We start from the raw sequence: 25263 nt of genomic DNA on the forward strand, positions 1-25263 counted from the left end.
TTGCGTAGCTCTGAGAATCTTTGTGAATCTCTGTGAAACAACAAAGAAAAATGCTTGCAAAAAGAATCATACCTTGCTTAGATATAAAAAACGGAAGAACGGTAAAAGGCGTTAATTTCGTTGACTTGCGCGATGCCGGAGATCCTGTAGAATTAGCTGCAATTTATTCGGCTGAAGGCGCAGACGAATTGGTGTTCCTTGATATTTCGGCAACAGAAGAACGACGCAAAACACTTGTAAATATGGTGCGAAGCGTGGCAGAAAAAATCAATATTCCGTTTACAGTTGGCGGTGGAATTTCATCTGTTGAAGATGTAGATATTCTGCTAAATAACGGAGCTGATAAAGTTTCGATCAATTCCTCGGCAGTAAAAAATCCGCAATTGATTAATGACTTGGCGCAGAAATTTGGAAGCCAATGCGTTGTGGTTGCAATCGACGCCAAACAAATTGACGGACAATGGATTGTGCATTTAGTTGGAGGAAAAGTGCCAACTGAATTAAATTTATTCGATTGGGCCGTTGAAGTTGCAGAACGTGGAGCAGGTGAAATTTTATTTACCTCAATGGATAATGATGGAACTAAAAATGGTTTTGCAAATAAAGCTTTGGCCAAACTTTCAGAATTAGTCAATATTCCGATCATTGCTTCGGGTGGAGCTGGGAATATGCAGCATTTCGTAGATTCGTTTCAAAAAGGAAAAGCCGATGCAGCATTGGCGGCAAGCGTTTTTCACTTTAAAGAAATCGAGATCAAGGCGTTGAAACAAGAATTAAGAAATAATAATATAGAAGTTAGAATTTAGAACATACGAAAATAGAACATACGAAAATAGAGTATAGAAAATAGAGTATAGAAAATAGAGTATAGAAAATAGAGTATAGAAAATATAACAAAGGAGACAAAGGAAGGATTGAGAAACTTTTATAATCTTTAATTTTTACCTCTTTATTCTATTTTCTATATTCTTTACTCTAAAAAAAATAAATAAAAATGAACGTAGATATCAAAAGCGCACACGGATTAATTCCGGCTATAATTCAGGATTCAGAGACAAAAAATGTTTTGATGCTGGGCTATATGAACGAAGAATCGCTTCAAAAAACAATAGAAACACAAAAAGTAACATTCTTTAGCCGTTCAAAACAAAGACTTTGGACAAAAGGCGAGGAGAGTGGCAACTTTTTAAATTTGGTAAGTATCAAAAATGACTGTGATGGCGATACACTTTTAATTCAGGCAAAACCTGTTGGCCCAACATGTCACACAGGCGCAGATACGTGCTGGCAAGAACCAAATGATGCGAATTATGGTTTTATTTCTCAATTAGAAAACACTATCAAAACACGTAGAGAAAATGCTGATTCAGAAAAGAGTTATGTTGCTTCTTTGTTTGAAAAAGGAATCAATAAAATTGCGCAGAAAGTTGGTGAAGAAGCTGTTGAAGTGGTGATTGAAGCAAAAGATGAGAATGATGATTTATTCCTTAGCGAAAGCGCCGATTTACTTTTTCATTATCTTATTTTATTACAGGCAAAAGGATTTCAATTGAATGATGTTGTTGAAGTTTTGAAGAAGCGTCAGAAATAATATTTACAATAAGTCTTGTCATTTCGACCGAAGGGAGACCCGAGCGATAGCGAACAGGCGAAGCAAATCACACTAGAAACTCCGCAAAGTATATCTCCAATCTTTGTCGATTCACTAGTGCGATTTCTCCCTTCGGCCGAAAAGATAGAAAAATATGTTATTTTAGTATCAAATAATATTGATATGAGATTAGTTGTATGTTTGCTTTTATTTTTAGTCCCTACTTTAAACTATGGTTTTAAGAAAAATGTTACGCCATATTCAATAGTTATTTCTAAAGCTGTTTTAATAGTTGATGGAACTATCTCTAAGGTCTCAAAAAACGATAAATGTAGTTATTTGGGAAGAATGGTTATGTGATCCTAGAATTAAAGAATTAAAAAAAGGACAGAGACTAATTTTGTTTTTAGAAAAACTACCAAATGGTAGTTTTTATCCAGTTAATGAAAGTACTGGAGAATTATATGTAGATAATAATAGTTTTCCAAATATATTTCTTCCTAAGGATTTTTCAAATCCAACAGTTTTAAAGAAAGGTATTGCTATGTTTTTGGAAACCTATACTTTTTATGGGAATTTTAATGATAGATTTTATCAAAATATACATTGTGTACGTTATAAATCTATTTTTGAAGTTTATAAAATAGCAAAAACTAATACAGCTTTTAAGTTTTTAGTTGATAATGCGGAGTATTTTGAGCCAACAGAAGTACAGCAATTTTTCTACTAAATAATTAATTATTCCAAAAACTCAAAAACAGCAAATTCTCCCGGCTGATGAAAACCAAATTTTAAACTCTTATAAGGTTGTAATGCTTGGTATTCAATCATTTTTCCATAATCAATTCTAAAAACATTTGCTTTCCATTTTGTACCTGTTTTTGGTTTTGAAAAATTAGCATTTTTAATTTTTTCTAAACTTGTAAAAGGAATTTTAATTTCCACGGTATATCCTTCTGAATTTATATTGCTGACGGTTTCCATTCCTTTGATGTTAAAATCAATTTCCGTTTTCCATCCTCCGCATTCAGGTGAAATGCATCTTAAAAGTAAATCATAATTGGTTGAAAAAGCATTTACTCCAATCTCAACATAATTTTGTCCGTCTCCGTCGGGATCTATAAAAATTTCCACCAAATCATCAGTGTAGAATATTTGTGCATCTTTGGTTTGAGGTTTTCCAATTATATTAGAATCGGTACAATTGTAGGCGATATACAGATTTTCATCATCCCATAAAAAAGAAACATAGGTATTTTGTAAAACTTTTTCTCCGGAATTGTGAATTACAAAAGGGCCTAAAAGAGGCCTTTTCCAATCGGATAAATTCCCATCAACTGTTATTAGATCATTGGTTTTATATACAGGAATGTTTTGAGAGCAAATAGAAATTGAATAAACAAGAAAAGAGATAATTAGGTATTGTTCAAATTTCATAGACAAATAAGGAATTTTTATATTTAGTTGAATGTAAAAATAATATATTTCTCAATTTATAAAGTTTCAAAGCTTAAAACGATATTATTATACCGTATAAAGGTAGTTTCTGTTCTTTTTAAATAATAATCTTGCTGTAATTTTTTAACTCCATATTTAGTCTTTTAAAATTTTAAAATCATTTAAAAATTAGACTTTTCTTTAATATTCATAAATGGCGAAGAAAATAAAAGCAATAAAATGCCCACAATGCGGAAGTAGTCTCCATACTGTATTATCAGTGGATAATTATCTATGTAGTAATTGCAATACTGCATATTATTTAGATAATGATGACATTAACATTAATGTAAATCATCAAATTGATAAAGCTGTTTCTAGACCAGTTAATCCAATCACTATTTTGAAATTGCTAGTTCTGGCTATTGGTTTCGTGATGTTTGTGATTTTTTTATTTGTTGCTTTAAAAAAAAGTGATGCAAAAAGTTACGATAGTTTTGGCAATTCTGTTTTTAATACACCAGTTATTATTAACAATAAAATCTTCATATTAGAATTTCTTAGCAAGTCATCATTTAATAATAAAGAAACAAAAGAATTTTATTTTTCTTTTAAAGATATAGATAATGGTAAGGATTTGAAAAGAGAAAGGATAGAGGGATTGGATAAGTTAGATTCTGGAGAAATTGAATTAGCTAAGTTTTCAAATAATAAAACTTATATCGTTTTTAACAAGCAAAAATTATATGAAGTTGATGTTAATACTATGAATATGAGAGATATGACTGTGAGAATGTTCGAAAAAGATTCATTGTATACTTCAGGAATTGCTGAAATTAGTGCTTATTATGGAAGAACTTACGGAGAAAGCTTCAAAACAATGACTAATCTAGGGAAAAGTTATTACTATTATCCATTAGTAAAAAGAAGTTTTTCTTCGGACACCATTTATAGGATAGTAAATAGTGAACAATTCAAAAGAGCAAAGGACAGCGTAGTGTATACAATAAAAGCTGTGTCTGAAAGAAATGATATTCAATATAATCTCTTCAAAATCACATATAGATATAATGGTGGAGGACCTAGCGACCCAATTACGTCGTTAGGAAGATTTTATAATAAATTTGAAAATAATACTAGTTTAATTAGTTACAAGAATCTTACACCAAATCGACTATACACAAATGCGTACCTAGCTTATTTTGATGCCAGACATTTATTAGTCATAAGCACCGCTACAGCTTCTAAACAGTCACAATTATTACTTCAACGAATAGATACAGAAACAGGGAAACTAATTTGGACAGTTCCAATCAAACCTGAAAATGATCGGTATAGTTATTTTTTTGACCACAATACTTATGCTGATAAGAAGTTTGTTCTCAAACTAGATAATAATTACTATGCAGTAGTGGATGAAGATGGCAAAAATTTAAAATATCTTACGGTTTCAAATTTGTAATTTATCCGTGTATGTTAATAATAAAAAAGTTTATAAAAAGAAAAATATGGGACTTCCTAATTTATTCAGAAAACAATTAAGTTCAGTTATAGAATGGCAAAATCAAAGCCCTGATCTTTTATTTTATAAATATGAATCTGCAACTGATGAAATAAAAAATGCTAGTAAGTTAATCGTATCACCAGGTCAGGGGTGTATTGTAGTTTATCAAGGTAAAATTGAAGATGTCTTAACAACTGAAGGAGTTTATCTTTTAGAAACTGATAACCATCCATTTATTACTACTTTTTTAAATCTCCGACAGAATTTTGAAAGTGAGTATAAAATGCATCTGTATTATTTTAGAACAGCAGAATTAGTTGGGCAAAGATGGGGTACAGCAAATCCTATAAAATATGTAGACGAATTCTATAATTTTCCTGTATCACTGGGAGCACATGGTAATTACTCTATACAACTTAAAGATGTTTATAAAATATTTGCAAACCTGGTAGGATCAAAACATAGCTACACAGCAGATGATATGAGGGAACTCATAATTTCACGAATTACCTCGGAATTAGCATCTTATTTAGCTACCTGTAAATATTCATATCGTGAGATAGATTCTCACTTGGGAGACATTTCAATAGCATTGAAAGCTAAAGTATCAACTCTAGTAGAAAATATTGGTCTTTTGTTAACAGATTTTCAAATTGAAGCCACATGTTTTGATGAGGAAACACAAAATAATATTAATGCTATAACTAAGATGAGTAGAGAGTCTCGAGTTGCTGCAGAAGTAGGAATGGATTATACAGAACTTGAAAAACTTCGCGCATTACGAGATGCAGCAAAAAATGAAGGAGGTCTGGCTGGTGCAGGACTCCAAATAGGTGCTGGTATGGAATTGGGAAAATCACTTTTTTCTGAGAAGGAAAAAATAACAACTATTAACGATCAAGATGATACAGTAATGCAACTAAAAAGACTTAAGTTGTTATTAGATGAAAAAATCCTGACTCAAGAAGAATTTGACAAAAAGAAAACGGATATATTAAATAAGCTTTAAATTTTAATAGAGAATATTCTGTTTTTAGTGTATTTATTTTCGTCTTGTTTAATATTACAAAAGCAAATCATGAAATTATTATTTGGCATAGTTAGCATAGTTATGGTTTTGGCTGTAAGTGCTTTAGTTATATTTAATTTATGGGGATATGAACCAATTTCCTGGAGTATAGTATTCAAAGCAATTATAATGTTGATTATTTTCGTAATTACGAGTTTATTGAGTTATTTTCTGTATCTTTTATTTATTAAAAAATATTCTGATAGTAAAAAGAGTGATAAAAGAGTAAAACCTCTTAATTAGAAAGTTTTGCGTTTAATTCTAAGTAATTGAGAATATTAATTTTATCTGAAAGATAATATGTTTTTTGCATCACGAAATCTTTACTTATTTTTGCTCTTAAGGATTATTTTGTTTTTGAAGACACATTTAGAGCTGTAAAACACAAAAAAATCTATTTAATTTATATCTTAAAAAGAATGAAAAGACAATTTGCAAGTATTTTTGCCGCTTTTTTATTAGGTTTTACTACCAATGCCCAAGGACTTTTAAACAAGTCAGAAACGGTTTTTACACATCAGGATACTTTACGTGGAAGCATTACAAAAGAAAGAGCCTGGTGGGATTTGAAATACTATCATCTGAATGTAAAAGTAAATCCTTCTGAAAAATCGATTTCAGGTTCAAATACGGTTCGTTATACTGTTTTAACAGAAAATAACAGAATGCAGATTGACTTGCAACAACCAATGAATATTACGAAGGTAACTCAAAACGGAAAAGAGTTAAAATTTGACAGAGATGGAAATGCGTTTTTCATTACTTTAAATGAAAAACAAAAAGTTGGTGATACTAAGGAGATTGTAGTTTATTATGAAGGAAAACCGAAAGAAGCTGTAAGAGCACCTTGGGATGGAGGATTTTCATGGAAAAAAGATAAAAATGGAAAAGATTTTATCGCTACATCTTGTCAGGGTTTAGGCGCTAGTGTTTGGTGGCCTTGCAAGGATCATATGTATGATGAAGTAGAAAACATGCTAATTAGTGTAAATGTCCCAGGTGATTTAACAGAGGTTTCTAACGGAAGACTGAAGAGCGTTAAAAAAGAAAAAGACGGAACTAAAACTTTTAACTGGTATGTTTCGAATCCAATTAATAATTACGGTGTAAACATCAATATTGGTGATTATGTGAATTTCTCTGAAGTATTTAAAGGAGAAAAAGGCAATTTGGATTGTAATTATTATGTATTGAGAGATAATTTAGCTTTAGCTAAAGAACATTTCAAAGATGCTCCGAAAATGCTGAAAGCTTTTGAAAATTGGTTTGGGCCATATCCGTTTTACGAAGACAGCTATAAATTGGTTGAAGTGCCTTATTTAGGAATGGAACACCAAAGTTCTGTGACTTACGGAAATCAATACAAACAAGGTTATTTAGGAAAAGATTTAAGCGGAACCGGCTGGGGATTGAAATTTGATTTTATCATTATTCATGAGTCTGGTCACGAATGGTTTGCTAACAATATCACGTATAAAGATATCGCCGATATGTGGATTCATGAAAGTTTTACTAATTATTCTGAAAGTCTTTTTCTGGAATATTATTATGGAAAAGAAGCTGGAGCTGAATATGTTATTGGATGCAGACAAAATATAGAAAATGACAAGCCAATTATTGGACATTATGATGTAAATAATGAAGGCTCTGGAGATATGTATCCAAAAGGAGCCAATATGTTGCATACAATGCGTCAGATAATCAATGATGATGCAAAATGGAAATCTATTTTAAGAGGTTTGAATAAAACTTTTTACCATCAAACCGTTACTTCAAAACAGATTCAGGATTATATCAATGAACAATCAGGAATTAACTTTAACAGAGTTTATGCTCAGTATTTAACCACTACGCAAATTCCGGTTTTGGAATATATGTTTAAAAATGGAACTTTAGGTTACCACTGGACAAATTGCGTTTCTAAGTTTGATATGCCTGTAAAAGTTAAAATTAACGGAGTTGAAACTGTACTGAAACCAACTACAGAATGGCAGTCTGTCAAAACGGATAATGAAGACAGAAAACTGGAAGTAGATAAAAACTTCTATGTAACGACTTCTAATATAATCGAATAAAAAATTCGATAAATTTCAATTTTTTTAAATCCCAAATTCCAATTGTTGGAGTTTGGGATTTTTTACGTCTTTTTGGATAAATCCGACAGGTTTTAAGACCTGTCGGGTTTGTTGCTTTTAAGGGCAGTTTGTCATTTCGACTGAAAGGAGAAATCACACTAGTGTTTCCACAAAGATAATCGCCAATCTTTGTAGAGTTTCGAGTGTGATTTCTCCTTTCAGTCGAAATGACAAAAAAAGGCTGAAAGCTACTGTTTTCAGCCTTTTTTATTGGAATTTGGAATTTAAAAATTTGGAATTTGAATCTATCGATTGTTCAACTTCGCTTTTTCCTTAATAATATCAGCGATTTTCCTGTTTTCTATTTTACTTTCCAACCACGAAATAATATCTAAGTATAAGAAAGCTCTTTTTTCGTAAGTATTCTTTTCAAGTTCAACAAAACGAGCATGCATTTTTTTGAATTCGTTCTTAATATCAGCGGGATAAAAGTTATTTAAGTTTCTCAGGAATTTGATGATTTCTTTTTGAACTTCATGTAAATCATTCATTTTCAATAAGAACTTATAGGTGCTTTTCAGATGATTTTCTAAATAATAATCTTTTCCAAGTTCATAATGTGCAATTAAAGATAATAGTCTCGCAAAACACATTAAATCTTCACGCATTGTTAAATTCTTGTTATTGATGATTTTATCTAAATAATTGATGCATTCATTGTATTTTTCGTTTCCGAAATAGATAGAAGCAAATTTATAGAAGAATAACATTTCGTGGTGTTCATCTAGATGTTCACTGTGTATTTTTAGTTTTTCTAAAATTTCAGGAATTAAATATTCACTTTCTTCAAAAGTACCTGCTAAAATGTGAAGATTTAACTTATTGTTATAAACGTAAAGGAACGATAAAGATGCAATATTATCATTTACTGGAAATTTTGGATCTGCGATAGTTTCTTCTAAAAGATTAAGGTATTTCTTGAAATTCGATTTATACTTTAGCATATAAAGCGATTCCAGAAAATAGTGATTCCCTTTTAAGAAAAAGACAGGATTTAAATAAATCATGTTTGGATTATCGTAGAAAAGCTGTACCCATTTATAAGCATATTTGTAACTCGCTAAAAAGTCCTGAACTAAAAAGCTTCGCCACAAATTAGCATTGTAAAACCAGTACTTTTCACGGAATCCAAATTTACTTTCGTCTAATTTTGAAATATGTCTATTAAAATAATCGTCTATATATTTATATTCCTGATCGTTTTTTACATATCCGGTTTTCAGCATTATTCCGTATAACTGAAGAGATAAATTGGAAAGCTTGCTTGAAATAGTGTTACGATAATTTAATTCTTTCGCCTGAATAACCAATTCATCGGCACGACCTTGAATACTTCGGGTAATATATTGGGATTCGATTAATTTTTCAAACTCAACAATTTCATACGCCATATATTTTTCGTCATTTTCAAGCGCTTGCTGTTTTGTTTTGTCTAATATTTTTAAACTCTGTTTGTATAATCCTTTATTATAAAGAATAACAGCAAAATCCATTTGCTCACGAAGCTGATAACGAATATTCTGACTAGGAATGTTTAGTCTTATACTAACCAAGATTTGCTTGTATAAGTATGATTTTAAGTTAGATAACTGTACTTTTTGGATAACTCCGCTCTTCAGAATAAGTTTTTCATCGTAAACTTCAGATTTATCCAAAATATTGAATAGTTCGATGAATTTTGTATTTGAACTCGTCTCTAATCGGCTTGCAAAAATTTTAAACTGCCTTTTTTCTGATTTTGAAAGTGATTTGATTAAAACAAATAAGAAATCTTTTTGATGGTTAGCCATTGTAAAAAATAATAATGTAACTTATTGATAATAAAGTATTTAATAAGGTATAAATCGTTTTATGAACAGTATAATTTCATTAAAATGAATTTCGTACTGCGATAGTACAATATATATTTGTTATCAAGATGTGAAATTACATTAAATTAATGAATATGAATAGAGAGAAAGTTCAAATTTTTGACACCACTTTGCGAGATGGTGAACAGGTTCCAGGATGCAAGTTAGATACTAAGCAAAAATTAGTTATCGCAGAACGACTAGACAAAATGGGAGTTGACATTATCGAAGCAGGTTTCCCTGTGTCAAGTCCGGGCGATTTTTTATCGGTCTCTGAGATTTGCAAAATTGTAGAAAATGCAACCGTCTGCGGACTAACAAGAGCCGTAAAAAACGATATTGATGTTGCTGCAGCTGCCTTAAAGCATGCTAAGAAACCTAGAATCCATACTGGAATCGGAACTTCGGAATCTCATATACTCCACAAATTGCAAACTACTCCGGAAGATATTATTGCAAGAGCAAAATACGCTGTATCCCACGCTAAATCTTATGTAGAAGATGTAGAATTCTACGCAGAAGATGCCGGTAGAACAGATAACGCATTTTTAGCTAAAGTTTGTGAAGAAGTTATTAAATCTGGAGCTACAGTATTAAATATTCCTGATACTACAGGATATTGTCTTCCAGAAGAATATGGTGCAAAAATTAAATACTTAAAAGAAAACGTAAAAGGAATCGAAAACGTAATCCTTTCATGTCACTGTCATAATGATTTAGGAATGGCAACTGCAAACTCTATTGCAGGTGCTATTAATGGAGCCAGACAAATAGAATGTACTATTAATGGTATTGGTGAAAGAGCTGGAAATACTGCACTTGAAGAAGTAGTAATGATTTTCAAACAACACCCTTACTTAAATTTAGATACAAACATCAATACTAGAGAATTAAACGAAATGAGCCGTTTAGTTTCTGAAAGTATGGGAATGATTGTACAACCAAATAAAGCGATTGTTGGAGCAAACGCTTTTGCACACAGTTCTGGAATTCACCAAGATGGTGTAATCAAAAACAGAGCAACCTACGAGATCATGGATCCGTTAGATGTTGGTGTGAATGAATCTTCAATCATTTTGACAGCTAGAAGCGGAAGAGCAGCTTTGGCTTATCGTGCTAAAAAAGTAGGTTACGAATTGACAAAAACACAATTGGATATCGTTTACATCGAATTCTTGAAATTCGCTGACATTAAAAAAGAAGTTGTAGATGCAGATATTCATCAAATTATCGAAGCTTCAAAAATAGAAGGAGATTTAATAAGAAACTAAAATAGTATAAAAATAAGAGTTTAAGGAACAATAAGGATTTAAAGACATAAAGAGCGAGAGATTATGAATTTAAAAATTGCAGTTTTACCAGGAGATGGAATTGGACCTGAAGTAATATTACAGGCTAAAAAAGCTTTGTACGCCATTGGCGAAGTGTATAATCATGAATTTGTTTTTGAAGAAGCGCTGATGGGAGCGGTTGCTATCGATAAAACGGGAAGTCCTTTGCCAGAGCAGACTTTGAATCTGTGTCTAAATACAGATGCGGTTCTGCTTGGTGCTATTGGAGATCCTAAGTACGATAATAACCCAAACGCAAAAGTTCGTCCAGAGCAAGGATTGCTGAAACTGCGAAAAGAATTAGGATTATTTGCTAATATTCGTCCAATAAAACCTTATAAAGCCTTAATTGAATCTTCTCCTTTAAAAAGAGAAATTATTGAAGGAGCTGATTTTACCATTTTTAGAGAATTAACTGGTGGAGCTTATTTTGGAACTAAAACACTTAATGAAGAAGGAACACATGCTTCAGATTTATGTGAATATTCAGAAGAAGAAATTACAAGAATTGCACATTTAGCTTTTAAATCGGCGCAAAAACGACGCAAAAAGCTAACAATGGTAGACAAAGCAAATGTTTTGGAAACTTCAAGATTGTGGAGAAAAGTAGTTCAGAAAGTGGGCGAAGAGTATTCAGATGTTAAACTTGATTTCTTGTTTGTGGATAATGCTGCAATGCAGTTAATCTTAAATCCAAAGCAGTTTGATGTGATTTTGACTGAAAACTTGTTTGGAGATATTTTATCTGATGAAGCTAGTGTAATTACAGGTTCAATTGGCTTATTGCCATCAGTATCTTTAGGAGAAAAAAATGCTTTGTTTGAGCCAATTCATGGATCATATCCGCAGGCAAAAGGAAAAAACATTGCCAATCCGATTGCTTCGATTTTGGCAGCAGCGCTTTTGTTAGAGCATTTTGGATTAACTAAAGAAGCTAATGTTGTCTATAAAGCAGTAGAAAAAGCAATTGAATACAAAGTGGTTACAGTTGATTTGAAACCAGACTCTAAATTCGGTACAAACGAAGTAGGAGAATTTGTTTCTAATTTTATTTTCAGTAAAGACGATTTGCTGTATTTTAATAATGATAATGTTAGTATTGGACAATCCACAATTGTTTAATGTTTTCTGTTAAAAAGTGAAGATAATCACAAGAAGTGTTTGAAATGTTGAGATTTTATTTTTTTTGTTCCTCAAGTTTATTTACTTTTGTAACGCTAAAAAAATAAAACGATGCAAATCTCAATTATTATCATTTCTGTCGTGGTTGTCAATGTGATTCACACATCTGCATCAGGAATGTTATAAATATAATTGAAAAACTATATTACAAACCTTCCAAATACTGGAAGGTTTTTTTTTGAATAAAAAATTAAAAAAATAAAACTATAATGGAATTAAATAAGTACAGCAAGACCATCACTCAAGATCAAACACAGCCTGCGGCGCAAGCAATGTTGTACGGAATTGGTTTAACTGAAGAAGATTTGAAAAAAGCACAAGTAGGTATTGTGAGCATGGGTTACGATGGTAACACTTGCAACATGCACTTGAATGATTTAGCAAAAGATGTTAAAAAAGGTGTTTGGGATGCAGATCTTGTCGGACTTATTTTTAATACTATTGGAGTTAGTGACGGAATTTCAAACGGAACAGAAGGAATGCGTTATTCTTTAGTTTCTCGTGATGTAATTGCAGATTCTATTGAAACAGTTGCCGGAGCACAATGGTATGATGGTATTATTGCAATTCCTGGTTGTGACAAAAATATGCCTGGTGCATTAATCGCAATGGGTAGATTAAACCGTCCATCAATGATGGTTTATGGAGGGTCAATTCACTCTGGAAAATGGAAAGGAGAATCTTTAAATATTGTTTCTGCTTTTGAAGCTTTAGGAAAAAAAGTTAAAGGTGAAATTACTCCAGAAGATTTTAAAGGTGTAATTCAAAATTCTTGCCCGGGTCCAGGAGCTTGTGGCGGAATGTATACGGCAAATACAATGTCTTCAGCAATTGAAGCATTAGGAATGAGTTTGCCTTACAGCTCATCAAACCCTGCTTTAAGTCAGGAAAAAAGAGACGAATGTGTCGCTGCTGGAGCTGCAATGAGAATTTTATTGGAAAAAGATATCAAGCCAAGAGACATTATGACCCGTAAAGCTTTCGAAAATGCTATTACAATTGTAGCAGTTTTAGGAGGTTCTACAAATGCTGTTATGCACTTAATTGCTATGGCGCATTCAGTTGGTATCACAATCACTTTGGACGATTTTCAGGCTATTAACGACAGAACTCCTGTTCTTGCCGATATGAAACCAAGTGGTAAATATATGATGGAAGATATTCATGAAGTGGGGGGTATCCCTTCAGTAATGAAATATTTATTAAAAGTGGGACTTATCCACGGCGATTGTTTAACTGTTACAGGAAAAACAGTTGCAGAAAATTTAGCTTCGACTCCAGACTTGCAAGATGGACAAGAAGTAATTCACGAAATTCAAAAAGCACTAAAACCAACAGGAAATATTCAGGTTTTATACGGAAACCTTGCTTCTGAAGGTGCTGTAGCAAAAATCAGCGGAAAAGAAGGAGAATATTTTGAAGGACCAGCTGTTGTTTTTGAAGGTGAATTTGAAGTAATTCCAGGTCTTCAGGCCGGTAAAATCAAACCAGGTAATGTAGTCGTCATCAGGTATTGCGGACCAAAAGGTGGTCCAGGGATGCCTGAAATGCTGAAACCTACATCTGCTATTATTGGTGCCGGATTAGGAAGCAGTTGTGCTCTGATTACAGACGGTAGGTTCTCTGGAGGTTCGCATGGCTTTGTCGTAGGACACGTTACACCAGAGGCTTATGATGGCGGTGGTATTGCGCTAGTAAAAGATGGAGATATAATCGCTATCGATGCTGTGAAAAATACAATTGACCTGAAAATATCTGAAGAGGAATTTGCAGCTAGAAAAGCGGCTTGGGTACAGCCACCTTTAAAAGTGCAAAGAGGAGTTTTACTTAAATATGCAAGATCGGTTTCTAGTGCTTCAACTGGCTGTGTAACCGATAATTAATTATAAAAAATCAAAAATCAATAGTAATGACAATATCAAAAATCAGTAGCAATAAAAATTAAAAATTTCAAAAATCAATTTAAAGTTTAAGATTAAAATTGATTTTTGATACTGCCATTGAATTTTGGAATTGAATTTGACATTGAAAAAACAATATACTATGAAAATATCAGGGGCAGAAGCCGTTATAAGATGTTTGTTAGAAGAAGGTGTAGACTTAATTTATGGTTACCCAGGTGGTGCTATTATGCCGGTTTACGATGAATTATATAAATTTCAGGATCAATTACACCATGTTTTGGTTCGTCACGAACAAGGTGCAACACATGCGGCTCAAGGCTATGCAAGAGCTACAGGAAAAGTAGGAGTGGCTATTGCTACTTCAGGACCAGGAGCAACTAATTTGGTTACAGGTATTGCAGATGCACAGATAGACTCAACTCCAATGGTTTGTATTACAGGACAAGTTGGAAGACATTTGTTAGGTTCTGATGCTTTTCAGGAAACGGATATTATCGGAATTTCAACACCAGTTACAAAATGGAATTTTCAGGTAACTGAGGCATCTCAGATTCCAGAAATTATGGCAAAAGCCTTTTATATTGCTCGTTCTGGCCGTCCAGGTCCAGTATTGGTAGATATTACAAAAAATGCTCAGTTTGATGAGTTTGAATTTAGTTATGAAAAATGTACTGGAATCAGAAGTTATACTCCAGTTCCAAAATTAAACTTAGAGAAAGTTGCAGAAGCTGCAGCTTTGATCAATAGTGCCAAAAAACCGCTTATTGTTTTTGGACAGGGAATTATCTTGGGTCAGGCAGAGGATGAGTTTAAAGCTGTAGTAGAGAAATCAGGAATTCCTGCTGCATGGACCATTTTAGGTTTATCCGCTTTACCAACAGATCATCCATTAAATGTTGGTATGCTTGGAATGCATGGAAATTATGCTCCAAACTTATTGACTAATGAGTGTGATGTTTTAATTGCTTTCGGAATGCGTTTTGACGACCGTGTTACGGGGAATCTAAATACTTACGCAAAACAGGCAAAAGTAGTTCACTTTGAAATTGATCCAGCGGAAATCGATAAAAATGTTAAAACAGAAATCGCAGTTTTAGGTGATGTAAAAGAATCTTTAGCGGCTTTATTACCATTGCTTGATGCTAAATCTCATGATTTATGGCACAATGAATTTAAAGCATTAAAAGAGGTTGAATTTAATTCTGTTATTAAAGAAGAATTAAACCCAACAAATGGCAAAGGAATTTCAATGGGAGAAACTGTCGAAATGATTAACAAACACTCAAAAGGTGATGCAATTATTGTTACTGATGTTGGTCAGCACCAAATGTTTGCTTGTCGTTATGCCAAATTCAATTCAACAAAAAGCAATATTACTTCTGGTGGATTAGGAACAATGGGATTTGCTTTACCAGCTGCGATTGGAGCAAAGATGGGAAAACCAGAACGCGAAGTAGTAGCGATTATTGGTGATGGAGGCTTCCAAATGACAATTCAGGAATTGGGTACGATTTTCCAGACTCAGGTTCCGGTTAAGATTGTTATTTTAAATAATGAATTTTTAGGTATGGTACGTCAATGGCAAGAATTGTTCTTTGATAATCGATATGCATCAACAAAAATGATCAATCCAAATTTTGTTGCAATTGCAGAAGGATACCATATTAAATCTAAAAAAGTAACACAACGTGAAGATTTAGATGAAGCAGTTGCAGAAATGCTGGCTTCAAAAGATTCTTACTTCTTAGAAGTCATGGTAGAAAAGGAAAACAATGTTTTCCCAATGATTCCAACAGGAGCATGTGTTTCAGAAATTAGATTAAGCTAAAGAAAAAAAGTTTCACGTTTCAAGTTTTAAGTTCCAAGTTCGACAACTTGAAACATGGAACTTGAAACTAAAAAAACTAAAATACAAATGGAAGATAAAACATTTACCATATCGGTATACTCAGAAAATAACGTGGGGTTGTTGAACAGAATATCAGGAATATTCTTAAAACGTCACATTAATATATTAAGTCTAAATGTTTCTGAATCAGAAATTGAGAATGTTTCAAGATTTATCATTGTAGTGAATACTACTGAAAAATGGGTTCAGAATATTGTGGGACAGATTGAAAAACAAATTGAAGTAATAAAAGCATTTTATCATACAGATGAAGAGACGATTTTCTTAGAAAATGCCTTATTTAAAATCGCTTCAAGTTTGTTGTTTGACGAGAAACAAATTCAGAATATCATCAAAGAGAGTCAGGCTACAATTGTAACTGTTTCTCGTGATTTCTTCGTGATTTCGAAATCAGGAAGACGTTCTGAAATTGAAGAACTATATGCAAAATTCAAACCATACGGAATTATGCAGTTTGTACGTTCGGGAAGAATTTCGGTTTCTAAACAAAAAATGGAAATTTCAAGTTTGTTAGAATCGTTCAAATAAAATTACTATTAGCTATAAATTAATCAATTATAAAATTTCATTACATTAAATATTAAAACAAAAATGGCAAATTATTTCAATACATTACCACTTAGATTACAATTAGAACAATTAGGGGTTTGCGAATTTATGGAGCAATCAGAATTTACAGACGGAATTGCAGCATTAGCTGGAAAAAAAGTTGTAATTGTGGGTTGTGGAGCACAAGGTTTGAATCAAGGATTAAATATGAGAGATTCTGGTTTAGATATTTCTTATGCATTACGTGCAGATGCAATAGCTGAAAAAAGAGCTTCTTATAAAAATGCGACTGAAAATGGTTTCAATGTGGGAACTTATGAAGAATTGATTCCAACCGCAGACTTAGTTTGTAATCTTACACCAGACAAACAACATACAGCTGTGGTAACTGCTATTATGCCATTAATGAAAAAAGATTCAACTTTATCTTATTCTCACGGTTTCAACATTGTAGAAGAAGGAATGCAAATTCGTAAAGACATCACTGTAATTATGTGTGCTCCTAAATGTCCAGGTTCTGAGGTACGTGAAGAGTACAAAAGAGGATTTGGAGTTCCAACTCTTATCGCTGTTCACCCAGAAAACGATCCAAACGGAGTAGGTTTAGATCAAGCAAAAGCTTATGCTGTAGCAACTGGGGGGCACAGAGCGGGAGTTCTAAGATCATCTTTCGTAGCTGAAGTAAAATCAGATTTAATGGGTGAGCAAACTATTCTTTGTGGTTTATTGCAAACAGGATCTATTTTATGTTTCGATAAAATGGTTGAAAAAGGAATTGATGCAGCTTATGCTTCAAAATTAATTCAGTACGGATGGGAGACTATCACTGAAGCTTTGAAACATGGAGGTATCACAAATATGATGGATCGTTTGAACAATCCTTCAAAAATTGAAGCTTACGAATTAGCTGAAGAATTAAAAGATATCATGCGTCCATTATTCCAAAAACACCAAGACGATATCATTTCTGGAGAATTCTCAAGAACAATGATGATTGATTGGGCTAATGACGACGTTAACTTATTGAAATGGAGAGCTGCGACAGGAGAAACTAACTTCGAAAAAACAGCTCCACAAGAAGCTCCAATTTCTGAGCAAGAATATTTTGACAATGGAGTTTTAATGATTGCAATGGTAAAAGCTGGTGTTGAATTGGCTTTTGAAACTATGACAGAAGCTGGTATCATCGAAGAATCTGCTTACTATGAGTCATTACACGAATTACCATTAATTGCAAATACAATTGCAAGAAAGAAATTATTTGAAATGAACCGCGTAATTTCTGATACTGCAGAATACGGATGTTATTTATTTGATCATGCTTGCAAGCCATTATTGACTGAATTCATGAAAAAAGTAGATACTAATATCATCGGAAAACCGTTTTCAACTTCAAATGCTGTTGATAATGCAGTGTTAATTGCTGTAAATAGAGAAATCCGCCAGCATCCTATTGAAGAAGTAGGAGCTTGGTTAAGAGAATCTATGACAGCAATGAAGAAAATTGGATAATTAAAAAATTGGGAATTCCCGCAGAATTGGATTTTGCGGGATTTGCACTGTATCAATGATTTGTAATATTTTGAATTAGTAAGCACTTATTAAAGAGAATAGATATAGATGCATATTGCATTCACTTAACTGCCGTGAGAGTGAGTTAAGTGATGCTAGTCCCTTATATTGGGGTATATTTGAAAAAATGTACTTGTTGAAATTTCTGTTTTAATTAATAATGATGCTGCTATTTTCAAAGTAGAGAAAAGTATTGTAAAGCAGTTTACAAGATTAATTGTTATTGAAATTTGTTAAATTAAAAAAGGCGTAATATCTATTTATTATGCCTTTTTTGCCTTTCTGTTTTGGTTTAAAAAGTAAAATTTTAATTCAAATGCAAATAATTGTCATATTTTATTAAAAAAATGTTTTTTTTTGGTAAAATTTATGAATTAAATTGTTTTAAGAATACATTCAGATTTAATACATTTATAAAAAAATTCAACAACAAAGATGAGCTATTACAAAATTGAAAATTTAGAACAATATTTCAAACATTACAATAAGTCCATAAGAGAGCCAAGAAAATTTTGGGGAAAAATAGCCGAAGAAAACTTCACATGGTACCAACAATGGGAAAAAGTAGTTGATTTTAATATGGCTGAAGCTGAAGTAAAATGGTTTACAGAAGCTAAAGTTAACATTACCAAAAACTGTATCGACAGACATTTAAGCAAAAGAGGAGAAAAAACGGCTATCATTTTTGAACCAAATGATCCTTCTGAAGAAGCTTTACATATAACGTACAACGAATTATACGAAAGAGTATCAAAAATGGCAAACGTTCTTCGCGAGCAAGGTGTTCGTAAAGGAGACAGAGTTTGTATTTACTTACCAATGATTCCTGAGTTAGCTGTTGCTGTGTTGGCTTGTGCAAGAATTGGAGCTATACATTCAGTTGTTTTTGCTGGATTTTCTGCTTCTGCAGTTTCTGCCAGAATTATTGACTGCGAATGTAAAATGGTAATCACTTCAGATGGTGGCTATAGAGGAAACAAAACAATTGATTTAAAAGGAATTGTTGATGAAGCTTTAGAAACGTGTCCATCTGTAACAAAAGTTTTAGTGGCTAAAAGAACTAATACTGATGTAAAAATGAAAGAAGGCCGTGATATTTGGTTACAGCCATTATTAGATGCAGCTCTTGATAACAGTGTTGCTGAAATTATGGATGCCGAAGATCCATTGTTCATCTTGTATACTTCAGGATCTACAGGGAAACCAAAAGGAATGGTGCATACTACAGCTGGTTACATGGTGTACACAGCTTATACTTTTAAAAATGTTTTCAGTTACGAAGAAAATGATATTTTCTGGTGTACAGCAGATATCGGATGGATTACAGGACATTCTTATATTCTTTATGGCCCGTTATTAAATGGTGCGACTACTGTAATTTTTGAAGGAGTTCCATCTTATCCAGATTTCAGCCGTTTCTGGGATATTATTGAAAAACATAAAATCACACAATTTTATACAGCACCGACAGCAATACGTTCTTTAGCAAAAGAAAGTTTAGATTATATTCAAAAGTATCCTCTAAAATCGCTTAAAGTTATTGGATCTGTTGGAGAGCCAATCAACGAAGAAGCTTGGCACTGGTTTAATGACCACGTTGGAGATAAAAGATGTCCAGTTGTAGATACTTGGTGGCAGACAGAAACAGGTGGAATTATGATTTCTCCTATTGCTTTTGTTACCCCTACAAAACCTACTTACGCTACATTGCCATTACCTGGAATTCAACCTGTTTTAATGGATGAAAAACGTAATGAAATTGAAGGTAATCAAGTGGTTGGAAGTTTATGTATTAAATTTCCTTGGCCTGGAATTGCTAGAACAATTTGGGGTAATCATGACCGTTACAAAGAAACTTATTTCTCTGCTTTCCCTGGAAAATACTTTACTGGTGACGGAGCTTTAAGAGATGAAGTTGGTTACTATAGAATTACAGGTAGAGTAGATGATGTTGTAATTGTTTCTGGACACAACCTAGGAACTGCTCCAATAGAAGATGCAATCAACGAACATCCAGCTGTGGCTGAATCTGCAATTGTTGGATTCCCTCATGATATCAAAGGAAATGCACTTTATGGATATGTTATTTTGAAAGAAACAGGAGAAGTTAGAAATAAAGAAAATCTGTCTAAAGAGATTAACCAATATATTGCAGATCACATTGGACCAATTGCAAAACTGGATAAAATTCAGTTTGTTTCTGGTCTGCCAAAAACACGCTCTGGAAAAATTATGCGTAGAATTTTACGTAAAATTGCTGAAGGAGATTTTTCTAACTTTGGAGATACTTCAACTTTATTGAATCCAGAAGTTGTGGAACAAATTATGAAAGAAAGAATTTCTTGATAAAATATAATACTGAAAAAGCCTCTTAAGTAAGATTAAGAGGCTTTTTTATTTTTAATGCTTTTCTTTTAATGCTTATGGCTACTGTACAGTTTTTAAGTTGACATCGTTAACAAAAATAAGAGGTTGCATATTGCTTAAGTTAAGGAGTGATAAAATACCATTCTTATTTTCGTTTATTCCATTTATTTTAAAACAGTATTCATCGCCATCTTTGTCTCTTAAAGTTATAAATTCCCCATTATCATCTGAATAATTTTGACAGCTGTGTGAAATACTGTATTTATACATAACTTTCATTATGTCATTGTTGTAATTATAAGCTTTTCCATCTTGAGTGAAAGTCCATTTAATACTGCGGTTTGTATTAGAATACCAGTTTCCCAAAATGCGTTTCGATGATGGATCTTGATTTTGCGCAAAAATTGTTGAAGCAAAAAGCAATAATGATAGTATAAATAACAACTTTTTCATGAATTTATAATTTAAAATAGGATTACAAATCTATGCAGAATAGAAAAAAAATGATTCTTTTGAAGCTATAAAAGTGATAGAATATGTTTTTTGTTCAATTAAAAAGCCTCTTAAATAATTAAGAGGCTTTTCTTGTTTACTATGATGATTGGAATTTCAAAGATTTTACTTAATTCCTAATCTAGATTTTAGTTTTAAAAATAAAAGCCCAATTCTGTAAGCATCTTCAGAGGAAGAATTTCGGTCACTTTTTGGGATTTTGTAAATTTCGCATAAATCGTCTAAAGAGAACTGTTTGTCATTAATGTCTGTTAGTTTTCTGTACATTACATCAACATCTAAAGCTTCATTTTTCAAACGACCACAATCTAAACGCTCTAGAGCAGCATTCAACATTTCGACATCAAAATTAATATGATGCCCAACCAGAATTGAATTTCCTATAAAATTCACGAAAGCTTCCAGTGCATCAGGCTCTGGCATTTTCATCATTTTGCTTTCAATGATAAATTCATTAGAAAGTCCGTTGTCTTGAAGATATTTATATTGCAATAAAACAGTTTCGAAACTTTCTTTTATAACAATACTATCATCAATAACAGCAAATGCACCAAGAGACAATATAACATCTTTGTCCGGATTCAAACCAGAAGTTTCTGTTGATAAAACAACAAATCTGTTTGGTCTGCTTTCGAATTTTGTTAAATAATCCTTCCAGAATTCTGGATAATCTTTATTGATATTTTTAAGCCAGTCTAGCATATTTTATGAGAATTGTGTCAATTGAAATTTACTCTTAATTAGTTCCTCGAGATCTTTCATTGGGGCTAAAGCATTTTTTAGTTTCTCCTTATCTGTTTTAGACATTTCTCTTAAATTGATATATTGACCAGAGTCGTCATTTTTTAAACCCTCAACAGTTCTAAATTTAGAAAGTGTTAGAAAAGCTTCAGCACAGCTTAAATAAATTTCAGCATTTTTAGAATCTGTTATTGCTAACTGCTTGAATCTTAAATAGGTGTTTTGTATTCCTTTTATATTTGCATTCAAAATTAATAAACGTGCGCCATCTATCAAAGGCATTAAGGCACGAGTTTTAATATCAAATTTTCCTTTATGAGGACCTTCTTCTTCGATAATGAATTTCTTGAAGAAACTTAATGGTGAATTTCTTTTTAAAGCATCATTTCCTAAGAAATCAAAAAACAAAGTGTTATTTACAGCATTCTTGAAAATCACATTTTCTATGGCTTCTTCAATCTTTGGTTCTCCAAAAACAATTTCATAATCAAAGAAAATACTACTCAAATCATTACTGTTTTCACCTGGAGTATTCATCCAGCTGTTGTATTGTTTTGTCCAGTCACTCAATGATTTACACCAAAGCATATTACTTCCCATATGGCCATTTGGACAATATTCGTAACCCACTTTTTCAAGGATAGAGGTAGTTCTTTTGGCTAATCTTAAGAAATAATCTTTTACTTCTCTGTATTTTTCAGGAGTAACATCTTCAAAAATCAAAATACTATCTTGGTCTGTCAGCAAAAGTTGTTCCTTACGCCCCTGACTACCAATGCTTAACCATGCGAAACGTGCAGGAGGGGAGCCCAAATCTAAAATAGAAAGCTCTACGGCACGTTTGATAATAGCTAGATTGATTTCGCTTGCAATATTGCTGACATGCGAAATCGGAATATTTTTCTGAATTGAATTCTGAATCAAATCTGATAAACGATCACGAATTTGTTTTAAGTCTTTCGGAAGCTGAGAACGTTTTATTTCTTTAATTAAAACACCTGGGTTACTAGCTTGAGCAACAATAAGATCGTGCTCGGAAATAATTCCTTTTACAACAGATTTACTTGTACCGTCTTTTGTAACACATAGGTGAGTTACATTATGTTTCAACATCAATAATTGTGCTTCTGCCAAAGAAACATTTTCCAAAACAGTTACAACTGGAGAAGACATAATTTTGTCGATAGTTTCCGTAATTGGGTAACGTCCAGTTGCGATTTTAGAAGACAAATCGGCATTTGTTACAATACCAATTGGGTGATTTTTTTCACAAATTATAATATTGTCGACCATTGCTTCAGTCATCATAATAGCGACATCTTTTACAATATGGCTGGCCTGAGTGGTTAGCGGCGAATTATTATAGTTAAGCGATTGAATGTATTGCATTTCAGATTGCTGATCGATATAATCAACATCAGAAATAAGTTTGCCATTAGAACTTACACTGTCTTTTGTATGGCGTGAATTGACTGCAAAACTCTCTAATAAAAAGTTTAAAACATCCGAATTATTAGCCACAAAAGGTCTAAAAACAGCGATTGGGATAGCATATATAATGCTTTCTTCTCGTGCTTTAGCCGTCATCATGTAGTTGTTTTTGGCAAAAAACGGGCGTAAACCAAAAATATCACCTTCATGGCATTTGTTTATAATAGTTTCCTCAGCGTCAGCAATTGTTGTAAGATTGATTACACCAGAAGCTACGACATAAAAACTATCATGAAGTGGATCATTATTTTGAAATAAGACCGCATGTTTTTCTAAATTAATAACACGAATATTGGTAGCAATATCCGATAATTCCTGAAAAGTTAAATTATCAAAAGGTTTGTATTCCTTCAAAAAATCAGCAATATGCTCAGCAACTGTATTCATACGTTTTTGATAAAATTTTAAAGTATCTAATGTAAAAATACTAAAATAAACTCTTACAATGAAAGCATCTTGATGAGAATCTGGTATATTTTAAAGAAATGTTAAGAATTACTGATAATAAGGCGTTAAAAGGTTTTTTTTAGAATAAAAAACTTCAAATCATTTGTATTAAAATATTTCAATGATACGATTTATGAGAATCGAATAGAAATGAAGTCATTTTATTTTTTCGCAAATATGCGATTCTGAATAATTGATTTAATAGTTTATCAAGTAAATTTTGGACACCAAATTTCTCTGAATTCTTAAAATCATTTTATCTGAGTATTTATAGCCTAAAAATCAAATTCTTGAGAATCGCTTAAAAATGAATTTATTTAATTTTTTTTGAAATATTGGATTCTCGTAAATGTTCTAGATTTTTATTCTTTTTAAATTATCTAGAGAATCTGTCAATTAATTTGAAATCGAGATTTTCTGAGAATGTTATAAAATGAAATTTTTAAGTATAATTTTCAAATATTGAATTCTCGATGATTTAATTTTAGAAGACAATTAAGAAGGTGAATGATATGAGAGGTTGAATTTAAAAATTATTGCGATATGGTAGAGTGAATAAAATCTTAGATTTTCTATTTTACATAATATAAATTATAGGTCAAAAGTGAGTATTGTAAAAAGAAGTGCATTTCATATAGATTTACTTCAATTGTTTGACTTTCAGTTTTTTTATGTTCTGTTGTTTTTTTTATCTCTTCTAAAAAATTAGAAAAGCTGATAAAATAAAATGCTATTCATACAACTTATTCAATATAACTTCTTTAGGAACCAAATCAGCGCCACCGCGTTTTGTGAATTGTAAAACACTCTCATTTGTCAATAAAACTGCATTTGAAGAAATTCCGTCTTTGTCTTTCAGTTTAATCTGTGCTTTGTCATTATTTGGATATACATATCCTGTAACATCTAAAACTCCAGAATTTAGCTCTTTACGTTCACTCGTAATTTCTGCAGTGCCGACAATTGCATAATTAGACTGAGCAATTGTAATTCTGAAAATGTAATCTTTTTTACAGTCTTTGCAATTCTCATTACTCCAGGTTCCAGAAAATCTGTTGCTTTGTGAGAATGATTTTAGTGAGATCAAAAATGCGATAAAGAGAAACTTTTTCATTGTAAACGGTTTTATTAGAAAATACGGATCAAATATAAACCAAAAAAGCATCACTATATTGTGATGCTTTTTGATGGTTGGACAAAATTTACAATTTCTTCAAGTAAACTGATTTTCCGTTTAAGGAAACATCAATCTGATTTGTTTTTTCGTTAAAAGTTGTTCTCAAAGCATTTCCGTTAAATATCGTAACGTCACCATGTACATGACCGGTTTCATTTGAGACATAATCAAATTTAACTTTTTTGTTGTCTGGTTCAATGCCTAATTTGTAACTTGAAAATTTTGTTCCTCTTAAATCAAAGTCTTGTTGTGAATCGATAATGTTTCCGTCGGCGTAAAAATTAGTAACAGATTTACTCAATGTAATATCAGGATAATACTGATTTACTTTTTTTAGAAGTTCATATTGTGCCGTGCTTGCATCTTCTTGTTTTGATGTAATAGTTTGTCCAAATGAAACTGATGCGCATAAAACTGCTACTAGTAAAAGGTACTTTTTCATAATTTTTAATTTAAAGATTAATAAATGTTTATACCAAATTATACTGGTAATG

20 protein-coding genes are annotated in these 25263 nt (G+C 32.1%); 13 read left to right on the forward strand and 7 right to left on the reverse strand.

Features of this window, described 5'->3' with window-relative positions; translation table 11 throughout:
• Positions 1-50 precede the first annotated feature (50 nt).
• The 3 genes from hisF (at position 51) to BM289_RS22080 (ending at position 2321) form a co-directional block, all read left to right on the forward strand.
• Positions 51-806 (forward strand): imidazole glycerol phosphate synthase subunit HisF, encoded by a 756-nt coding sequence (hisF, locus tag BM289_RS22070; protein ID WP_091497760.1) that lies wholly within the window; start codon positions 51-53, stop codon positions 804-806.
• A gap of 188 nt (positions 807-994) precedes the next feature.
• A complete protein-coding gene (gene hisIE / locus BM289_RS22075; protein WP_091497762.1) occupies positions 995-1591 on the forward strand; it encodes a bifunctional phosphoribosyl-AMP cyclohydrolase/phosphoribosyl-ATP diphosphatase HisIE in 597 nt (198 codons plus the stop codon).
• A 292-nt stretch (positions 1592-1883) separates the two neighbouring features.
• Entirely contained in the window at positions 1884-2321 is a 438-nt protein-coding gene (locus BM289_RS22080) for a hypothetical protein (protein ID WP_143102114.1), read from the forward strand.
• An 8-nt stretch (positions 2322-2329) separates the two neighbouring features.
• Here the strand turns inward: BM289_RS22080 and BM289_RS22085 are convergent, their stop codons facing one another.
• Positions 2330-3028 carry a carbohydrate-binding family 9-like protein gene (locus BM289_RS22085; RefSeq protein WP_091497768.1) on the reverse strand — a complete coding sequence of 233 codons (699 nt, stop codon included), beginning with the start codon at positions 3026-3028 and terminating at the stop codon, positions 2330-2332.
• Positions 3029-3242: 214 nt separating this feature from the next.
• Here BM289_RS22085 and BM289_RS22090 point away from each other — a divergent pair, with 214 nt between their 5' ends.
• From BM289_RS22090 to BM289_RS22105, 3 genes are all read left to right on the forward strand, one after another.
• Complete coding sequence (locus tag BM289_RS22090) at positions 3243-4490, forward strand: hypothetical protein (protein WP_091497771.1); 1248 nt, start codon at positions 3243-3245, stop codon at positions 4488-4490.
• A gap of 46 nt (positions 4491-4536) precedes the next feature.
• The gene (locus BM289_RS22095) at positions 4537-5541 is read left to right on the forward strand and encodes an SPFH domain-containing protein (RefSeq protein ID WP_091497924.1); all 1005 of its coding nucleotides are present in this window, start codon (positions 4537-4539) and stop codon (positions 5539-5541) included.
• Positions 5542-6020: 479 nt separating this feature from the next.
• Complete coding sequence (locus BM289_RS22105) at positions 6021-7676, forward strand: M1 family metallopeptidase (RefSeq protein ID WP_091497775.1); 1656 nt, start codon at positions 6021-6023, stop codon at positions 7674-7676.
• A 305-nt stretch (positions 7677-7981) separates the two neighbouring features.
• Here BM289_RS22105 and BM289_RS22110 read toward each other — a convergent pair whose 3' ends face one another.
• Complete coding sequence (locus BM289_RS22110; protein WP_091497778.1) at positions 7982-9526, reverse strand: hypothetical protein; 1545 nt, start codon at positions 9524-9526, stop codon at positions 7982-7984.
• Positions 9527-9681: 155 nt separating this feature from the next.
• On the opposite strand from BM289_RS22110, the gene BM289_RS22115 reads away from it, so the two are divergent.
• From BM289_RS22115 to acs, 7 genes are all read left to right on the forward strand, one after another.
• Complete coding sequence (locus BM289_RS22115) at positions 9682-10857, forward strand: 2-isopropylmalate synthase (protein ID WP_091497926.1); 1176 nt, start codon at positions 9682-9684, stop codon at positions 10855-10857.
• Positions 10858-10920: 63 nt separating this feature from the next.
• Positions 10921-12039, forward strand: coding sequence for a 3-isopropylmalate dehydrogenase (gene leuB, locus BM289_RS22120; RefSeq protein WP_091497781.1), 1119 nt, complete (start codon positions 10921-10923; stop codon positions 12037-12039).
• A gap of 269 nt (positions 12040-12308) precedes the next feature.
• Positions 12309-13982, forward strand: coding sequence for a dihydroxy-acid dehydratase (gene ilvD, locus BM289_RS22125; RefSeq protein ID WP_091497783.1), 1674 nt, complete (start codon positions 12309-12311; stop codon positions 13980-13982).
• A 160-nt stretch (positions 13983-14142) separates the two neighbouring features.
• Positions 14143-15831 (forward strand): biosynthetic-type acetolactate synthase large subunit, encoded by a 1689-nt coding sequence (ilvB, locus tag BM289_RS22130; protein WP_091497786.1) that lies wholly within the window; start codon positions 14143-14145, stop codon positions 15829-15831.
• A gap of 87 nt (positions 15832-15918) precedes the next feature.
• Positions 15919-16440, forward strand: a complete 522-nt coding sequence (gene ilvN, locus BM289_RS22135) for an acetolactate synthase small subunit (protein ID WP_091497929.1) — start codon at positions 15919-15921, stop codon at positions 16438-16440.
• Positions 16441-16503: 63 nt separating this feature from the next.
• A complete protein-coding gene (gene ilvC / locus BM289_RS22140) occupies positions 16504-17973 on the forward strand; it encodes a ketol-acid reductoisomerase (RefSeq protein ID WP_091497788.1) in 1470 nt (489 codons plus the stop codon).
• A 495-nt stretch (positions 17974-18468) separates the two neighbouring features.
• Entirely contained in the window at positions 18469-20379 is a 1911-nt protein-coding gene (gene acs, locus BM289_RS22145) for an acetate--CoA ligase (RefSeq protein WP_091497791.1), read from the forward strand.
• An 81-nt stretch (positions 20380-20460) separates the two neighbouring features.
• Here acs and BM289_RS22150 read toward each other — a convergent pair whose 3' ends face one another.
• From BM289_RS22150 to BM289_RS22170, 5 genes are all read right to left on the reverse strand, one after another.
• Positions 20461-20853 carry a hypothetical protein gene (locus BM289_RS22150; protein ID WP_091497792.1) on the reverse strand — a complete coding sequence of 131 codons (393 nt, stop codon included), beginning with the start codon at positions 20851-20853 and terminating at the stop codon, positions 20461-20463.
• A 165-nt stretch (positions 20854-21018) separates the two neighbouring features.
• Positions 21019-21615, reverse strand: coding sequence for a 3'-5' exonuclease (locus BM289_RS22155; protein WP_091497795.1), 597 nt, complete (start codon positions 21613-21615; stop codon positions 21019-21021).
• A 3-nt stretch (positions 21616-21618) separates the two neighbouring features.
• Positions 21619-23532: a DUF294 nucleotidyltransferase-like domain-containing protein gene (locus tag BM289_RS22160; RefSeq protein WP_091497799.1), complete on the reverse strand. Its 1914-nt coding sequence runs from the start codon at positions 23530-23532 to the stop codon at positions 21619-21621.
• Between the two features lie 790 nt (positions 23533-24322).
• Positions 24323-24706, reverse strand: a complete 384-nt coding sequence (locus BM289_RS22165) for a hypothetical protein (protein ID WP_091497802.1) — start codon at positions 24704-24706, stop codon at positions 24323-24325.
• An 88-nt stretch (positions 24707-24794) separates the two neighbouring features.
• Positions 24795-25211 carry a hypothetical protein gene (locus BM289_RS22170; protein WP_091497804.1) on the reverse strand — a complete coding sequence of 139 codons (417 nt, stop codon included), beginning with the start codon at positions 25209-25211 and terminating at the stop codon, positions 24795-24797.
• Positions 25212-25263: the final 52 nt, after the last annotated feature.

This window comes from Flavobacterium phragmitis, assembly GCF_900112575.1.
Lineage (GTDB): Bacteria > Bacteroidota > Bacteroidia > Flavobacteriales > Flavobacteriaceae > Flavobacterium > Flavobacterium phragmitis.

What these genes read in the sequence shown, in the direction of transcription:
- hisIE (WP_091497762.1), top strand. Translation starts at nt 995, where the DNA reads ATGAACGTAGATATCAAAAGCGCACACGGATTAATTCCGGCTATAATT.
- leuB (WP_091497781.1), top strand. Translation starts at nt 10,921, where the DNA reads ATGAATTTAAAAATTGCAGTTTTACCAGGAGATGGAATTGGACCTGAA.
- acs (WP_091497791.1), top strand. Translation starts at nt 18,469, where the DNA reads ATGAGCTATTACAAAATTGAAAATTTAGAACAATATTTCAAACATTAC.
- BM289_RS22110 (WP_091497778.1), bottom strand. Translation starts at nt 9,526, where the DNA reads ATGGCTAACCATCAAAAAGATTTCTTATTTGTTTTAATCAAATCACTT.
- hisF (WP_091497760.1), top strand. Translation starts at nt 51, where the DNA reads ATGCTTGCAAAAAGAATCATACCTTGCTTAGATATAAAAAACGGAAGA.
- ilvC (WP_091497788.1), top strand. Translation starts at nt 16,504, where the DNA reads ATGGCAAATTATTTCAATACATTACCACTTAGATTACAATTAGAACAA.
- BM289_RS22155 (WP_091497795.1), bottom strand. Translation starts at nt 21,615, where the DNA reads ATGCTAGACTGGCTTAAAAATATCAATAAAGATTATCCAGAATTCTGG.
- BM289_RS22150 (WP_091497792.1), bottom strand. Translation starts at nt 20,853, where the DNA reads ATGAAAAAGTTGTTATTTATACTATCATTATTGCTTTTTGCTTCAACA.
- BM289_RS22115 (WP_091497926.1), top strand. Translation starts at nt 9,682, where the DNA reads ATGAATAGAGAGAAAGTTCAAATTTTTGACACCACTTTGCGAGATGGT.
- BM289_RS22165 (WP_091497802.1), bottom strand. Translation starts at nt 24,706, where the DNA reads ATGAAAAAGTTTCTCTTTATCGCATTTTTGATCTCACTAAAATCATTC.
- BM289_RS22160 (WP_091497799.1), bottom strand. Translation starts at nt 23,532, where the DNA reads ATGAATACAGTTGCTGAGCATATTGCTGATTTTTTGAAGGAATACAAA.
- ilvN (WP_091497929.1), top strand. Translation starts at nt 15,919, where the DNA reads ATGGAAGATAAAACATTTACCATATCGGTATACTCAGAAAATAACGTG.
- BM289_RS22105 (WP_091497775.1), top strand. Translation starts at nt 6,021, where the DNA reads ATGAAAAGACAATTTGCAAGTATTTTTGCCGCTTTTTTATTAGGTTTT.
- BM289_RS22085 (WP_091497768.1), bottom strand. Translation starts at nt 3,028, where the DNA reads ATGAAATTTGAACAATACCTAATTATCTCTTTTCTTGTTTATTCAATT.
- BM289_RS22095 (WP_091497924.1), top strand. Translation starts at nt 4,537, where the DNA reads ATGGGACTTCCTAATTTATTCAGAAAACAATTAAGTTCAGTTATAGAA.
- BM289_RS22170 (WP_091497804.1), bottom strand. Translation starts at nt 25,211, where the DNA reads ATGAAAAAGTACCTTTTACTAGTAGCAGTTTTATGCGCATCAGTTTCA.
- ilvD (WP_091497783.1), top strand. Translation starts at nt 12,309, where the DNA reads ATGGAATTAAATAAGTACAGCAAGACCATCACTCAAGATCAAACACAG.
- BM289_RS22090 (WP_091497771.1), top strand. Translation starts at nt 3,243, where the DNA reads ATGGCGAAGAAAATAAAAGCAATAAAATGCCCACAATGCGGAAGTAGT.
- ilvB (WP_091497786.1), top strand. Translation starts at nt 14,143, where the DNA reads ATGAAAATATCAGGGGCAGAAGCCGTTATAAGATGTTTGTTAGAAGAA.